The sequence below is a fragment of the Trichococcus flocculiformis genome, assembly GCF_900113645.1.
Taxonomy (GTDB): domain Bacteria; phylum Bacillota; class Bacilli; order Lactobacillales; family Aerococcaceae; genus Trichococcus; species Trichococcus flocculiformis.
The window spans coordinates 157,219-172,432 of record NZ_FOQC01000002.1 but is presented as its reverse complement, the minus strand read 5'-3'; the positions used below and the strand labels follow the sequence as shown (position 1 = coordinate 172,432).

Genomic DNA, 15,214 nt, shown 5'->3' with positions numbered 1-15,214 from the left:
TTTTTGTTGATACGCGCCACTTGTTCCTTGGCTTTTTGGACATTTTTGAAATCAGAAAGCTCCAGTTCGATTTCTTGCGCTTTCGCTTGTTCGATTTTGACAAGCGCCTGTTGACGGCGCCGGGCCAATTTCCGTTCCCATCGCCGTTTTTGTTTCGCCAATGAACGCTCGAATTGTTTGTTCGGCAGTTTGTAACCATCCGATTGGATGGCTAGGTCGGCAATGCCGAGATCAATCCCAACGGATTTGCCTGTTGATTCAAAGATTATTGCCTCGAAGGCAACCTGCAGTGTCGCTTCAAAGGTGCCGTCCGCTTTTTTGCGTACGACCACACTCTTGATATTGTCTTTGACGCGATGCAGGCCGTTGGCTTTCACCAAGCCCAATTTCGGCAATTTCAGATAATGATTGTCCACGACCTGGATGTTGCCGTTCACACAATTCGACTTGTAGCTGTTTTTGGGCCGCCGGCGCGACTTGAATTTCGGGAAACCGTTCTGTTTCTTGAAGAAACGGTCATAACTGTCCGCAAGATCCGCGGATGTGTAAAGCAAACTGGTGCTTTCGGCTTGCTTCAGGAACGGGAATTCGATCTTCATCACTTTGATCAGATAATTCATGCCGAATTTGGTGACGAAAGAACCGCCATTTTCATGGCGCGCAAGCTGCATTCCGAGCAGTTGATTCCAAAGGAATCGGTTCAGCCGGAAGTTGTTTTCGATGGCCAATTGTTGTTCGGGGGTAGGATAGAGCCGAACTTTAACGCCTTTGAGTTTCATCGAAATCAATCTCCTTCCTGCGCTGGTCGTCAATGTATTTTGCAATAGCGTCTTGATTGGTCGTGCCGATGCTTTCAACAAAGTAACTCGAAGACCACAAGTGCCTATCTGACGTTTTCCAGTACGCCTTTTTTAGTTCAGGGTATTCCTGGAGAAGTAACCGTGCGCTGATTCCTTTCAGCCAACGAACAATATTGGTTACCGACAGTTTTGGCGGTGCGCTCACCAACAGGTGGATATGGTTATCCAGTCCAATTTCCATGTGCACGATCGAAAATCCGTACTCTTCCGCAATATGCAGTAGCATTCGTTTCAACGAATCTTCGATATCGTCCGAGAGAACTTTGTTTCGATACTTCGTGCCCCAAATGATATGATAATTCAAATTGTAGACAGAAGTCCTACCATGTGTAAATCTATTTTTGTTATCCATAGCTTAATTATACAACTTCAATCATGACCATGTACAATAAAAAGACCGCGGGAATTCATCACGGCTTTGAAAGCCCGTGTTTCCTTCCCGCTAACTCAAAAATAACCAAAAAGCAAGATAAATCAAGGTTTATCATAATAAACGGAGCATAAAAATGAACAGGGCTACTGAAAACTGCCGCAAATCGCGATTGACAGAGAGACAACAGCACGTTACAATATCATTAATTTATTTTTAAATGTGAATTTGATGAAAAAAGTATTGGGAAGTAATGAAATAAGCAGTGGGATGAGAAGAATCTACAGCTGTATGATCATATAGATATATGTTGCGGGAAAGGAAAGCTTGTACCTGGAAAGTGTCCGTGAAGCATGGCCACACTTCATTAGAAAAAATGTGACGGGAGGAATAATGGGTGAAACCGATTATAGGAATTGGAGGCAACCATCTGACTACTGAACTCGGAAATCAGATGGAAAAAACATATACACCGCAAGGATTTATTGATGGTGTACAAGTAGCAGGAGGAATTCCGCTTGTGATTCCGATCAGCGATCCAATGGATGCAGAGCACTATATAAACGCCGTGGATGGATTGATTTTGGCGGGCGGTCAGGACGTATCTCCTATTCTTTATGATGAGGAACCGACACATCGCTTGGGTGTCACGCATCCGGCAAGGGATGCTTTTGAGATTGCATTGGCCAGAGAGGCATACAATCAATGCAAACCGATTTTTGCGGTATGCCGCGGCATGCAGTTGATCAATGTTGCTTTTGGTGGCAGCCTGCATCAGGATATCAGCCAGCTTGAAAAGTATGATGTCCAACATGACCAAAAAACGAACATCCAGTATGCTTCCCATTCGATTTCGATTGCCCCGAATAATTTCTTGCGTTCCTTTTTAGGGGAGAAACACCTCGTCAACTCTTTCCATCATCAAGGCGTCAAAGAATTGGCGGAGCCTTTTGAGGCCATCGCTTGGAGCTCCGACGGGTTGATTGAGGCTTTCCAGGCAAAAGAAAGAAGCCAGAATATCTTCGCGGTGCAGTGGCATCCGGAGTTTATGCTGGCCTCTTCCCAGAAAATGCAATATTTCTTTGATGAGATCGTCTTCCTGGCGGGAACAGGCATCCATTATCAAGACAACGTGATGCATTATTAAGTATTGTTCAAAACCCTGCAGCTATCCGGTTGCTGGGTTTTTGAACTTTTGTGTGGGTTCGAACCTGCTAAAAAATAGCTAAAGCACCCGCTATAGATTAGAATATAGGTAAGAAGAATGCCAATGGTAGCTGGGAGGCAAATGATATGAAACGTGTACCGAACATCTTGACGCTGATTCGCCTATTTTTGATTCCATTTTATTTGACGGTCTTCTATTCCGATACGGCGCATCCGGTCCGGTGGGCGATGATTATTTTTCTGGTCGCCAGCCTTACCGACATCATCGATGGCTATATCGCCAGGAAATATGATGCCATCACGAAATTCGGACAGGTGGCTGACCCGTTTGCGGATAAAGTGATGCAGCTTTCGGTTCTGTACACTTTGATGGATATCGGGTATATCGAAAACTGGTTTTTCCTGATCGTATTGATAAAAGATGGCCTGCAAATATTCCTGGGCGTGGCTTTGCTGAATGTCGAGCCGAAGATCATCGTGCCGGCGAATGTGTTCGGAAAAGCCACTACCGTTCTGATTTTTGCAACAATCTTGCTTTCTTTGTTCCGCCTGCCGGGATTGATCTACCTGCAGTTGTTCGTCGGGGGATTAGCTGTTTTCACTTTCTCCCAGTATGCCTATCATGTTTGGCAAGCATGGGAAAAAAATAAGTCAGCTAAAACCGATAACCAATGAACAAAAAAACGACGAGGAAACTCGTCGTTTTTTTGTTCTATAAATGTGGGTAAGTTTTTACGATATAAGCTTTGATGCGATCTACGGCTTCCTGAAGGACTTCTTCGGATTCGGCAAACGGAATCCTCAAGTAGCCTTCACCCATTTTCCCGAAAGCGGAGCCTGGCGTAAGTGCTACATGGGTTTCAGTCAAGATTTCCATCGCAAAATCATAGGAAGATTTGCCGAATGCTTTGATGTTCGGGAAGGCATAAAAGGCGCCTTCCGTGCCCAGACATTTGAAGCCAGGGATCTGGTTCAATCCGTCGACGATGATATGGCGGCGACGGTCATATTGTTCCAGAAAATACTGAACATCATCCTGCGGTCCGGTGATTGCAGCGATTGCGGCTTCTTGGATGAATGGAGGTACGCAGAATCCGACACCTTCCCTGAACTCGGCCATGCGATCGATGGCTTCATGATTCCCTACGACGTAGCCGATCCGCCAACCCGTCATCGCATAGGTTTTGGACAAGCTGTTCACCACGAAATGATTTTCTTTTGCGCCAGGTATCTGGAACAGGCTGAAATGTTTCTTGCCATCGTAAATAAGGCTTTCGTAGACTTCATCCGACAGAATCGCAATCTGATGGCGATCGGCCAAGGCCACGATGGCTTCCATATCACTCGGATCGAGAATAGAACCCATCGGATTGTTCGGGGTATTCAGAATGATCAAACGCGTTTTGTCGGTCAGTACTTGCTCGATATCAGCAGCCTGCATCTTGAATGAATTTTCTTCGTAGACGGGCACCGGGACGACTTTAGCGCCCAAAAGCATGATCTGGCCTAGATAATTCGGATAGCTCGGATCGGCGATGATGACCTCATCGCCTGGATTCAGGATTGACATCATCACGTGCAGGATACCTTCCGTTCCGCCGAAAGTCGCCATGACTTCATCCGGTTCGAAGGGGATGCCGGTCTGGTCCGTATATTTTTTTGCTACGGCTTGCTGAAAGGTAAACTCACCCACATTCGGTCCGTAGTGCGTATGATTTGCGGCGATGGCATCCTGACCGGTTTTTTTGATGTACTCGGGGGTTTCGAAATTCGGTTCACCCATCGTCAGCATCAGCGTGTCATCGAATTGGGCGGCCAATTTTGCCATTTTTCGGATGCTGGATGCAGGATAGTTTTTGGATAGTTCAGACCAATGGTACATATAGGTTTGCTCCCTTTATTCGATTTTTCTTCTATTTTATCAGATATGCGCTGACTATCCTAGTGTCGGTAGGGGAGGGCGTGCACATGAGAGAGCTGAAAGAAGCAAAAGATAATTTTTTGAAAAAATACTTGCAGTCTGATTGTTTTGGTATAATCAATTGGTAGCTATAGAAAGCAGAACGACTTTACATTTTCCATAACGGTATGATCCGCCTTATCGTTCATTGTACTGATAGGGGTAAAAGTCAGATTTTGTAATAATAATTTAGGAGTACAAAGATGTCAGAACAGGAGATTTATTTATTGTTGACGGATACAGGGTCTATTTTGACGCGGACCATCAAACTGTTTACGAGGAAAAAATACAATCACATATCCTTGGCGTTTGATGCAGTGTTGGAGGATACCTTCAGTTTCGGCAGGAAAAAAGCCAATAATCCTTTTATAGGAGGCTTCATACACGAAGATGTGACATCCGATTTCTACAGCCGTGCAAAATGTGCGGTGTATGCGTTGAAGGTTTCAGAGGAACAGGCGAAGGTAATGAGGGCGTATGTTTCTTCATTCGAAAAGGACAAAGAAAAGTATCGTTATAACCTTTTAGGCCTAGTGCCTGCTCTGTTCAATAAAGAGTGGGAAAGGAAAAATTATTATTTCTGTTCTCATTTTGTGTCATCTGTATTAGTTAAAGGAGGCGTGATGCAGTCCAATAAGCCCGTGACACTGATGAGGCCGATGGACGTTTTGGAAGCTTTGCCCTGCATACCCATTTATGAAGGGGTTCTTAGTCAATTCAATGAGCTATCCATGGCTGCGGACCAGCAAGAGTTGGTATCTGAAATGAAAATGACCCTCGATCCGGACACTGCGGAACTTTACTTTCCGGAAAACTTCTCTCCGGTTCCTCTCTTTCGGTAACACGATGCAGGTAGAAAAGTGGCAGGAATATGAAAGGAAAATAAAATCATTGACTTATTTCTAATTTGGATTTAATATTTAGAGAAAGATAATGGAAGGAGTTGCAGTATGATGAGAAGAATGAACGTGCACCGTACAACAGCTTGCCATGCTGTAAACACTTTATTAGTCATTATTATGCCCTAGGATTCAAACTATTCAATTAGTTGAGTCCTATTCTTAGTGAATCAGGGCTCGACGTAAGCTGGAGCCCTAGATCACATGAGGGCTTCTTTTTTATAAATATACGGAAAAAAGGGGAGACAGCAATGCGTAGTGATAAAATCAAAAAGGGAATAGATAAGGCGCCACATCGTTCCTTGTTACGAGCGACCGGACAAATCAGGGAAGAAGGAGACATGGACAAACCGTTCATAGCTGTCTGCAATTCCTATACAGATATCGTGCCTGGTCACGTGCATTTAAGAGAATTAGGCGATATCGCCAAAGAAGCGATCCGTGAAGCCGGCGGGATTCCTTTTGAGTTCAACACGATTGGTGTCGATGACGGAATCGCGATGGGACACATCGGGATGCGTTATTCGTTGCCGTCACGCGAAATCATTGCTGATGCCGCTGAAACGGTCATCAACGCACACTGGTTCGACGGTGTCTTCTACATCCCAAACTGCGATAAGATCACACCGGGCATGCTATTGGCGGCTGTCCGCACCAATGTTCCGGCGATTTTCTGCTCAGGCGGCCCGATGAAGGCGGGACTTTCCGCTACCGGACAGGCTCTGACCTTGTCATCCATGTTTGAGGCTGTCGGCACTTTCAAAGAAGGCAAAATGACCCAAGAAGAATTTTTCGATATGGAAGCCAACGCTTGCCCAACATGCGGTTCCTGCGCGGGAATGTTCACTGCGAACTCCATGAACTCGCTGATGGAAGTTTTGGGATTGGCATTGCCATACAACGGGACTGCTTTGGCAGTCAGTGATGAGAGAAGACAACTGATCCGCGACGCGGCCTTCAAATTGATGGACTTGGTCGAAAAAGACATCAAGCCGCGCGATATCATCACTGCTGATGCGATCGATGATGCCTTCGCATTGGATATGGCGATGGGTGGTTCGACAAATACGGTGCTACATACATTGGCTTTGGCGAAAGAAGCAGGAATCGACTATGACATGAACCGCATCAACGAAATTGCTGAAACAACTCCGTACCTGTCAAAAATCGCACCATCATCTGCTTTCTCCATGCATGATGTGCATGAAGCAGGCGGTGTCCCTGCAATCATGAATGAATTGATCAAACACGGCAACCTGCATCCGGATCGTATCACTGTCACCAGCAAGACGATCCGCGAAAATGTCGCAGGACACGAAATCAAGAACGAAGAAGTCATCCATAAATACGAAAATGCCTATTCTCCGGTCGGTGGGTTGTCCATCCTGAACGGTAATATCGCTCCTTTCGGCGGCGTCATCAAAGTCGGCGGCGTGGATGCAGACATCAAAAAATTCGTCGGAAAAGCAATCTGCTTCAGTAGCCATGATGAAGCGGTGGAAGCAATCGACAACCGCACCGTCAAAAAAGGCCATGTTGTCGTCATCCGCTATGAAGGACCTAAAGGTGGACCCGGAATGCCGGAAATGCTGGCACCGACATCTTCCATCGTGGGACGCGGCTTAGGCCGTGATGTTGCACTGATCACGGATGGCCGTTTCTCAGGTGCCACTCGCGGTATCGCAATCGGACACATCTCTCCGGAAGCAGCTTCAGGCGGCCCAATCGGCTTGATTGAAGACGGGGATGAAATCGTCATTGATCTTGAGCACCGTACGATCAACGTAAGCGTTGCTGACGAAGTACTTGAAGAAAGAAAGAAAAAGCAAACACGCTTTGTATCGAAAGTGAAGACAGGTTGGTTGGCACGTTACGCCGCTTTGGTTACATCAGCCAATACCGGTGGCGTTCTGAAGACACCGGAAGAGATCTTTGCAGAATACGAATAAAAAGAAGGTGAGCTGTCTCAAAATTGGAGATAGCTCACCTTTTTTTTGCGTACGCAATGCTACTGAGTGATTATTCTTCGTCACGGCCTAAAGCGACTTGCATCTCTGCAACTGTTTTTCTGTCCAAGTTGAAGATGAACTTGAAGCAGATGAAGATGATAATGTAACCGATCAACGGGAATAGAACAGCCATATCGCGTATGGCCAACGCGTTTTCTGAGGTCCAGGTGAAGGCATCTTTCACATCCAGTGTCGGAATCAAGATAGCAATGGCTGCAGGAATGAACGACTGGCCGAAGCCCTGTGCGATCTTACGCAGCATAGAGTAAGTTGCGTACACAGAACCTTCATTTCGGATGCCGGTCTTCCATTCTTGGTAGTCGATTGCATCCGCAACCATCCCCCAAGTGTAGATCGCCAAACCGAAGGCGAAGCTGTTTGCGATGATCTGCATCGTGATCCAAAGAATCGGATTTTTGATTTCGACCAGATAAAGAAAGGCATAAACAGCGATGGCTCCCAGTAATGGCCAAGTCGACAATTCTTTTTTCCCCAGTTTGCCTACCAAAGATCCACCGAGAGCTGTACCAACGAATAGTGGAATAATTTGAGTCAGGATGGCGTAAGAACTCAAGGTTCCGTCTCGGAAGTACATCTGATAAGTCAATTGATGCAATTGGTTACCGCCCATTATGAACAGGATCTGAGCGATAGAGGCAAGAGAAATACCCAAAATCGCACGATTGCGGAAAAAGTCTTTTAACGTTATGAAATAATTGAATTTAACCTTTTCGCCTTCACTTTCTGTGTGCTGGATACGTTCCTCCGTATTCAGATAAAGTAACGCAAAGGCAACAATCGAAATGATGCCCAGGATGATAGCGATCGGAAACATTCTTTCGCCTCGAAAGATACTGGCTGTCTGACCATTTTTCGTGACTTGTTCATAGGCGAACAAAGGAATCAGGATTCCTAGTGGAACGCCGGCGATGATGTATCCCCACGAACGCGCGTTGGATAAAGCAGCCCGTTGGGAAGGCTTGGAAGTCATGACGGAACTCAAAGCGCCGTAAGGTACGTTAACGACTGTATAGGTCAAATCCCATAAGATGTACCCACCGATACACAAGCCGAGTTTTGCGGCATAAGACCAATCAGCCGCATCTATGAAGATGACCGTTGCTGCCAGTGCAAGGAATGGAGAGCCTCGCAGAATCCATTGTTTGAATTTTTCACCCTTTTTATCTGCGCCCATCCGATCAACGATAGCGCCGATAATTGGATCGTTGATGCCATCAAAAATCTTCGTAATCAGAATGATGATGGAGTAGTGAGCCAATGAAATCCCGATATACTGTGTGTAGAAAATGAACATATAGCTGGAAATTAACGTGAAACTCATGTTGCAACCGAAGTCGCCCATAAAATATCCGAGTATATCACGGAATCCGAATGGACGTTTGGCTGTGTGGATTATATGATTCTTAGCCATTTTTAGAAGATACCTCCCATAAAAAAATTAATATTTTGAACATAAGGACGAAAATAATAGCGCGAGTGATGTATCAGGATGTAAGACTGCTTTTCGTAATCTGATATTAGTATATTCAGAAAACGTATACAAGTCAAAGGAGTGGAGTAAATATTAAAAAAATGTTTGATTTAGTGAAATGTAAACAAATATGAAACGAATTTTTATTTTTTTGAGATTTATTCAGGGGATTGTTTCGATTCAGTGCGGAAACGGAAACATTTTACAAATAATTCCGCTCAAGGGGGTTATCAGGCTATATTTTTTTTGCTATAATATCACAATGTGAAACGTTTACCCGTTTGGTGAATGAAAATGTATTTTTTTGATCTAAAGCGTATAAAAATGAATGATTATCCAAATAATTCAAGAAATGTAAGACTAAAAACGGAAAAGGATGAGCAAAATAATGGTACAAAAAGAAGCAGTAAACACAAGTCCAAAAGTACAATCAATCGACCGCGCTTTGGCTATTTTGGAAACGTTGGCAGACTATCCTAGTCTAAGTCTGATGGAATTGAGCGAAAAAGTCCATCTGCACAAGGCAACGACGCATCGCTTGGTGAATTCCTTAATGGAAAACGGCTATATCGATCGCAACCCTGATACGAAACAGTATCGCATTTCCTTGAAGATGTTCCATCTCGGAAACAAGCGTGTCCACAACATCGACTTCTTGAATGTCGCTAAAAGCATGATCCGCCAATTGTCGGATGATACGAGGCAGACTGTGCATCTAGTTGTGGAGGACAATGATGAAGTGCTGTATATCGATAAATATGGTGAATCCCGCGGTGTACGGATGCAATCAAAGATCGGTACAAAAGCGCCGCTTTATTGCACCGCTGTCGGGAAAGCGCTCTTGAGCACCCGTCAAAACGCTGCCGTCCGAGAATATTGGGACAGTATCGTTCCGGAACAAAAAACCGGGCGTACGATTACCACTTACGAAGATCTCATCAGTGAACTGGATGAAATCAGAAGGAATGGTTATGCCCTCGATGATGAGGAGTTTGAAGAGGGAATCGTCTGTATCGCTGCAGCCTTTTCGAGCGCTAGGGAAGTTGCTGCAGGTGCAATCAGCATATCCTTGCCCTTGTCTGACATGGTTGATAAAGAATTCTATACAGGAAAAATTTTGGAATATTCCACAAAAATTTCACAGTTGCTCGGTCACTTTTGATCTTTTCCGATCTCAAGCCGATATAGCGGAACTCCCCACGAAACGCATGATAAATGCGGTTTATGGGGAGTTTTTTTTGTCAGACTCTCTTTCTTTTGGAGGTATTCAACAGTATGCCACAAATTTTTCACAATTTATCATTCATTTTTATATTTCTGATGGAATTTCGTTGACATAAAAGATGGTAAATTCTATAATGAACTCGAGTTATGATACTGAGTTCCACAATGCGAAACCACGAATGGAGGATGACAAATGAGCGTCAAGAGAAATACCCTGGCTCAATTACAAGAAAATTACCTGTTTGCAGTAGTGCGCGGAGCTTCCGAGGAAGCAGGTTATGAGATTTCAAAAGCAGCTTATCAAGGAGGCATCAAGAACATCGAGGTGACTTTTTCGACACCTGGTGCTGAGAACGTTATGCGTAAACTGTCCGATGAATTCGCAGGTACAGATATGGTTGTAGGTGCAGGTACAGTTTTGGATGAAGTCGCTGCAAGAATTTCGATCATGAACGGAGCAAAATTTATCGTAAGCCCTTCCTTCAATGAAAAGATTTCAAGAATGTGCAACCTATACACTGTTCCATACTTGCCTGGATGCGGTTCTGTAACAGAAATTCAGATGGCTTTGGAAACTGGCTGCGAAGTAGTGAAGCTGTTCCCGGGTGGTTTGTTGGGTCCTGGATTCATCAAAGACGTTCATGGTCCTATTCCTTGGGTTGACGTGATGCCTTCAGGTGGCGTAAGCATTGAGAACATGGACAAATGGATTGCAAACGGAGCTTGGTCAGTCGGTGTCGGCAGTGCCTTGACACGAAACCTAAAAGAAGGCGGCTATGCCAGTGTAACAGCTGCAGCTAAAGAATTTGCTGATCGTTTGGCAGAAATCAAAGCGCAATAATCAATAATATTCAAAATAAAGCTCGGAAGGGGATTTCTTCACATGTCATTTATTCATGACGACTTTATGTTACAGTCCGAAACAGCCAAAAAACTTTATCACGAGTATGCGGAAAACATGCCCATCTTCGATTACCACTGCCATTTGGTCCCACAGCAGATCGCTGAAGATTATGAATTCGAAAACATTACCGAACTATGGTTGGGCGGAGATCATTATAAATGGCGCGCGATGCGTGCAATGGGAATTCCGGAAGAAAAGATCACCGGTAGTGCTTCCCCTGAAGAAAAATTTGAAGCTTGGGCCTACACTGCTGAAAATGCGGTAGGGAACCCGTTGTTCCACTGGACAGCCTTGGAATTGAAAAAGTATTTCCATATAGAAGAAACACTTACCAGCGCAAACTGGAAGGAAATTTATGCGGAATGCAACCGCGTGTTGAAGGCAGAAAAACTTACAGCGCGTAAATTGATCAAAAATTCCAACGTCACCTTCATTTGTACGACAGACAACCCTACGGATACGTTGGAGTGGCACAAGGCAATCGCTGAAGACGAGACCTTTGATGTAGCAGTCGTTCCTGGTTTCCGTCCGGATGAAGCTTTCGCTATCCAAGACGCAGCCAAGTTTGCTGGGTTCATCGGAAAAATGCAAGAGGCGACCGGCAAGGAAATGACGACATTCGCTGAGTTGTTGGAAGGAATGGAAGAGCGGATCCAATATTTTGCGGATCATGGTTCGAACGTTTCCGACCACGGCCTGTCCCAAATCTACTATGCTGAAGCCACGGATGAAGAAATTGAAGCCATCTACGCCAAAGCGATCGCTGGTGACAGCATTTCTGAAGCGGAATACGCAAAATACCAAACACGCTTGTTGGTGGAACTGGGCAAAATCTATGCGGCCAAAGACTTCGTGATGCAATTGCACTTCGGCGCTATCCGCAACAACAACAAACGCATGTTTGCTAAATTAGGCGCGGATGCCGGCTTCGATTCCATCCAGGATCAACCGAACGTATCCTATGCTTTGAACAATCTGCTTGGTGCAATGGACCTGACGAATGAATTGCCTAAATTCATCGCTTACAACCTTGACCCTACTTATTTCGACTTGGTGGGAACGGCAATCACGAACTTCCAAGCGAATGATAAAGGCATCAAGAGCAAAGTTCAGATGGGTTCCGGTTGGTGGTTCAACGACACCAAGTACGGCATGCTGAAACAATTGAAATCCTTATCCGAAGCAGGTCTGTTGATGAATTTTGTCGGCATGCTGACAGATTCAAGAAGTTTCATCTCCTATACGCGTCATGAGTATTTCCGCCGCATCCTTTGTGATTTCATCGGTGATCTCGTGGAACGTGGAGAAATCCCGAATGATGTCAAGCTATTGGAAAAACTGATCACGAACATCAGCTACAACAATGCTGTAGAATACTTTGATTTTAAAAAATAAAAAACAAAAAAAGAAGAGGAAGTGTTTTTGAAATGGAAATGTCATTCAGATGGTACGGTCACGAGGACCCTGTTACTTTGAAAAATATCCGTCAAATTCCTGGCATGAAAGGAATCGTTACTGCAGTCTACGATATCCCGGTTGGTCAACCGTGGCCATTGGAAAGAATCGAAAAATTGAAAGCGGACGTAGAAGCAGAAGGTCTATACATTTCTGTCATTGAATCTGTTCCGGTTCACGAATCCATCAAATTGGGTCGTCCAGATCGTGATCAATACATCAGTGCCTACAAAGAAACCTTAACTAACTTGGGTAAAGCAGGAATTCCGGTTGTATGCTACAATTTCATGCCGATCTTTGACTGGACTCGTTCCAACTTGGCATACGAATTACCGGATGGTTCAAATGCGTTGATCTTCGATGAAGAAGAAGTAAACAAAATGGACCCACGTACGCTTTCTCTTCCAGGTTGGGACGAAAGTTACAATTCCGAAGAAATGAACGCTTTAATGGATGAATACAAAGAAGTCGACGAAGAAAAACTATGGGAAAACCTGGAGTACTTCATCAAAGCGATCATGCCTACAGCTGAGGCAGCCGGCGTGAAGATGGCGATTCACCCTGATGATCCTCCATACAGCATCTTCGGATTGCCGCGCATCATCACAGGCGGAGAAGCCTTGAACCGTTTCATCAAATTGTACGACAGCGAATACAACGGCGTTACATTATGCGTAGGTTCATTCGCTTCAGATCCAAAGAACGATGCGGTAGCAATCTTGAAAGATATGTTGGCTAAAAAACGTGTGAACTTCGTGCATGCACGTAACGTGAAATTAGTCGGCGGACGTTCATTCGAAGAATCTGCTCACTTGTCGGAAATGGGATCCATCGATATGTATGAAGTAGTAAAAGCGTGTGTTGAAGGCGGCTTTGAAGGCGCAATCCGTCCGGACCATGGCCGTATGATCTGGGGCGAAACCGGTAAACCAGGTTATGGTTTGTATGACCGTGCGTTAGGCGCAACTTACCTGAATGGTTTGGAAGAAGCAGTTAAGAAAAACTTGAAAGCTCAACAATAACAATAACAATAACAATAAGAAAGAAGGAAAATTACCATGACAAGTCCATTCGTTCATGATTTTACCGATAAAGTAGTAGTAGTAACAGGTGCTGGCGGCGTTTTATGCTCTTATTTCGCGAAAGAGTTCGCTAGAGCAGGCGCTAAAGTAGCTCTTTTGGACTTAAACTTGGATAACGCACAAGGCTATGCTGATGAAATTGTTGCTGAAGGCGGCATCGCTAAAGCGTTCAAAGCCAACGTATTGGAATTGCCAAGTCTGCAAGCAGCTAAAGAAGCTGTCGTAGCCGAATTAGGTGAAGTGGATATCTTGGTCAACGGAGCAGGCGGCAACAACCCGCGCGCAACAACCGACAACGAGTACCATGAAACTGATTTGCCTGAAGGAACAAAAACATTCTTCGACTTGGAACAAAGCGGTATCGAGTTCGTCTTCAACTTGAACTTCTTGGGTACAGTATTGCCTACACAAGTTTTTGCTAAAGACATGGTTGGCCGTCCAGGCGCTAACATCATCAACATCTCAAGCATGAACGGTTTCACACCATTGACAAAAATCGTTGCTTACTCAGGCGCAAAAGCTGCTATCTCCAACTTGACTGAATGGTTGGCTGTTCACTTTGCTCACGTAGGTATCCGTGTCAATGCGATCGCTCCTGGTTTCTTGGTTTCAAAACAGAATCAAGCGCTATTGTTCAATGAAGATGGCACACCAACTCCTCGTACAGGTAAAATCCTGAACGGCACACCAATGGGCCGTTTCGGCGAACCGCATGAATTGATCGGCGGCTTGCTGTTCTTGGCTGACGATAAAGCTGCAAGCTTTGTGAACGGCGTAGTATTGCCGATCGATGGCGGCTTCAACGCATATTCAGGCGTATAAGTTTAGGTAATTGAATAGGGCAGATAGAACGAAATGTGTTGCACAGTTCTTCTCTATCTGTCCTTTTTTTGATATCAAGTTAGGAGAGAAAAAATATGTCTACACACCCAACACAATTTACGAAACAAAAACAATTCTTAGTCTGCGTCGATTCCGACGGTTGCGCTATGGATACGATGAACGTGAAGCATGAACGTTTCTTCGGTCCTTTGGCAGCGGATGAGTATGGCATCAAAAATCGCGAAACTTTCTTGGCTGACTGGAACCGCATCAACCTGTTTTCAAGCACACGCGGCATCAATCGCTTCAAAGCACTGGTTTTGACGTTGATCGAAGCACAGGAAAAAGGCGAAGATATCGGTGATATTTCGGCACTGACCGATTGGGCAAACAATGCGCCATCGTTATCGAATGCATCCCTTGAAGCGGAAATCGTAAAAGCGTCTTCTGCCGATCTGGAAAAAGCTTTGGTATGGAGCAAGAAAGTCAATGAAGGCATCGAAACCGAATTGGCTGGAGAAGACAAACCGTTCCCTGGCGTTCTCGAAGGACTGACAAAAATCCATGGCTTGACGGATGTCGCAATCGTAAGTTCTGCCAACAGCGAAGCTTTGAACAGCGAATGGAACAGACACAATCTGATGCCGCAAGTTGACGTAGTTTACGGACAAGAAGTCGGCAGCAAAGCGGATGCAATCGCTGATTTGTTGACGAAAGGTTATGCAGCGGACGAAATTTTGATGGTCGGCGATGCACCTGGCGATGAACAAGCGGCAGCGGTAAATGGCGTATTCTATTATCCGATCCTCTTCGGCAAAGAAGAGTTCTCTTGGGAACGTCTGAGCAATGAAGCGATCGGAAAATTCCTGAACAAAGAATATGCGGGAGAATACCAAGCAAAAGTGCTTGGAGAATTCCATGCTTTATTGGCTCAATTCGATTAATCTATATTCTAAGGTTTGCAAGTTGG

At 44.9% G+C, this 15,214-nt stretch carries 14 protein-coding genes; 10 read left to right on the top strand and 4 right to left on the bottom strand.

The features are described from left to right. Positions 1–779: RNA-guided endonuclease TnpB family protein (locus tag BMZ71_RS01805; protein ID WP_093234106.1), on the bottom strand; the 779-nt coding region annotated here is incomplete at its 3' end. Continuing rightward, positions 760–1,212 (bottom strand): IS200/IS605 family transposase, encoded by a 453-nt coding sequence (gene tnpA / locus BMZ71_RS01800; RefSeq protein WP_086987851.1) that lies wholly within the window; start codon positions 1,210–1,212, stop codon positions 760–762. The genes BMZ71_RS01805 and tnpA, both read right to left, overlap by 20 nt. A 415-nt stretch (positions 1,213–1,627) precedes the next feature. Here tnpA and BMZ71_RS01795 point away from each other — a divergent pair, with 415 nt between their 5' ends. Both BMZ71_RS01795 and BMZ71_RS01790 read left to right on the top strand, forming a co-directional pair. Next, positions 1,628–2,377, top strand: a complete 750-nt coding sequence (locus tag BMZ71_RS01795) for a gamma-glutamyl-gamma-aminobutyrate hydrolase family protein (RefSeq protein ID WP_068559095.1) — start codon at positions 1,628–1,630, stop codon at positions 2,375–2,377. A gap of 146 nt (positions 2,378–2,523) precedes the next feature. Then, positions 2,524–3,072, top strand: a complete 549-nt coding sequence (locus BMZ71_RS01790) for a CDP-alcohol phosphatidyltransferase family protein (protein WP_086987852.1) — start codon at positions 2,524–2,526, stop codon at positions 3,070–3,072. Positions 3,073–3,109: 37 nt separating this feature from the next. On the opposite strand, the gene BMZ71_RS01785 is transcribed toward BMZ71_RS01790, so the two are convergent. Further along, the gene (locus tag BMZ71_RS01785) at positions 3,110–4,279 is read right to left on the bottom strand and encodes a pyridoxal phosphate-dependent aminotransferase (RefSeq protein ID WP_086987853.1); all 1,170 of its coding nucleotides are present in this window, start codon (positions 4,277–4,279) and stop codon (positions 3,110–3,112) included. Positions 4,280–4,560: 281 nt separating this feature from the next. Here BMZ71_RS01785 and BMZ71_RS01780 point away from each other — a divergent pair, with 281 nt between their 5' ends. Beyond that, entirely contained in the window at positions 4,561–5,199 is a 639-nt protein-coding gene (locus tag BMZ71_RS01780) for a hypothetical protein (protein WP_086987854.1), read from the top strand. Between the two features lie 308 nt (positions 5,200–5,507). Further along, a complete protein-coding gene (gene ilvD / locus BMZ71_RS01775; RefSeq protein WP_086987855.1) occupies positions 5,508–7,205 on the top strand; it encodes a dihydroxy-acid dehydratase in 1,698 nt (565 codons plus the stop codon). A 70-nt stretch (positions 7,206–7,275) separates the two neighbouring features. Here the strand turns inward: ilvD and BMZ71_RS01770 are convergent, their stop codons facing one another. Beyond that, entirely contained in the window at positions 7,276–8,697 is a 1,422-nt protein-coding gene (locus BMZ71_RS01770; protein ID WP_086987856.1) for an MFS transporter, read from the bottom strand. A gap of 448 nt (positions 8,698–9,145) precedes the next feature. On the opposite strand from BMZ71_RS01770, the gene BMZ71_RS01765 reads away from it, so the two are divergent. The 6 genes from BMZ71_RS01765 (at position 9,146) to BMZ71_RS01740 (ending at position 15,188) form a co-directional block, all read left to right on the top strand. Continuing rightward, positions 9,146–9,919 carry an IclR family transcriptional regulator gene (locus tag BMZ71_RS01765; RefSeq protein ID WP_068559083.1) on the top strand — a complete coding sequence of 258 codons (774 nt, stop codon included), beginning with the start codon at positions 9,146–9,148 and terminating at the stop codon, positions 9,917–9,919. Positions 9,920–10,174: 255 nt separating this feature from the next. After that, positions 10,175–10,822 (top strand): bifunctional 2-keto-4-hydroxyglutarate aldolase/2-keto-3-deoxy-6-phosphogluconate aldolase, encoded by a 648-nt coding sequence (locus tag BMZ71_RS01760; protein ID WP_086987857.1) that lies wholly within the window; start codon positions 10,175–10,177, stop codon positions 10,820–10,822. A gap of 42 nt (positions 10,823–10,864) precedes the next feature. Beyond that, a complete protein-coding gene (gene uxaC / locus BMZ71_RS01755) occupies positions 10,865–12,280 on the top strand; it encodes a glucuronate isomerase (protein WP_086987858.1) in 1,416 nt (471 codons plus the stop codon). 32 nt (positions 12,281–12,312) lie between these two features. Next, positions 12,313–13,362, top strand: coding sequence for a mannonate dehydratase (gene uxuA, locus BMZ71_RS01750; RefSeq protein WP_068559077.1), 1,050 nt, complete (start codon positions 12,313–12,315; stop codon positions 13,360–13,362). 36 nt (positions 13,363–13,398) lie between these two features. Then, entirely contained in the window at positions 13,399–14,244 is an 846-nt protein-coding gene (locus BMZ71_RS01745) for an SDR family oxidoreductase (RefSeq protein ID WP_086987859.1), read from the top strand. A gap of 95 nt (positions 14,245–14,339) precedes the next feature. Beyond that, positions 14,340–15,188 carry an HAD family hydrolase gene (locus tag BMZ71_RS01740; RefSeq protein ID WP_086987860.1) on the top strand — a complete coding sequence of 283 codons (849 nt, stop codon included), beginning with the start codon at positions 14,340–14,342 and terminating at the stop codon, positions 15,186–15,188. Positions 15,189–15,214 lie beyond the last annotated feature (26 nt).

Bases quoted from the DNA above. Each gene is read 5' to 3' on its own strand.
- tnpA (WP_086987851.1), bottom strand. From the start codon at position 1,212: ATGGATAACAAAAATAGATTTACACATGGTAGGACTTCTGTCTACAAT.
- BMZ71_RS01740 (WP_086987860.1), top strand. From the start codon at position 14,340: ATGTCTACACACCCAACACAATTTACGAAACAAAAACAATTCTTAGTC.
- BMZ71_RS01765 (WP_068559083.1), top strand. From the start codon at position 9,146: ATGGTACAAAAAGAAGCAGTAAACACAAGTCCAAAAGTACAATCAATC.
- BMZ71_RS01780 (WP_086987854.1), top strand. From the start codon at position 4,561: ATGTCAGAACAGGAGATTTATTTATTGTTGACGGATACAGGGTCTATT.
- BMZ71_RS01760 (WP_086987857.1), top strand. From the start codon at position 10,175: ATGAGCGTCAAGAGAAATACCCTGGCTCAATTACAAGAAAATTACCTG.
- BMZ71_RS01785 (WP_086987853.1), bottom strand. From the start codon at position 4,279: ATGTACCATTGGTCTGAACTATCCAAAAACTATCCTGCATCCAGCATC.
- BMZ71_RS01770 (WP_086987856.1), bottom strand. From the start codon at position 8,697: ATGGCTAAGAATCATATAATCCACACAGCCAAACGTCCATTCGGATTC.
- uxuA (WP_068559077.1), top strand. From the start codon at position 12,313: ATGGAAATGTCATTCAGATGGTACGGTCACGAGGACCCTGTTACTTTG.
- uxaC (WP_086987858.1), top strand. From the start codon at position 10,865: ATGTCATTTATTCATGACGACTTTATGTTACAGTCCGAAACAGCCAAA.
- BMZ71_RS01745 (WP_086987859.1), top strand. From the start codon at position 13,399: ATGACAAGTCCATTCGTTCATGATTTTACCGATAAAGTAGTAGTAGTA.
- BMZ71_RS01790 (WP_086987852.1), top strand. From the start codon at position 2,524: ATGAAACGTGTACCGAACATCTTGACGCTGATTCGCCTATTTTTGATT.
- ilvD (WP_086987855.1), top strand. From the start codon at position 5,508: ATGCGTAGTGATAAAATCAAAAAGGGAATAGATAAGGCGCCACATCGT.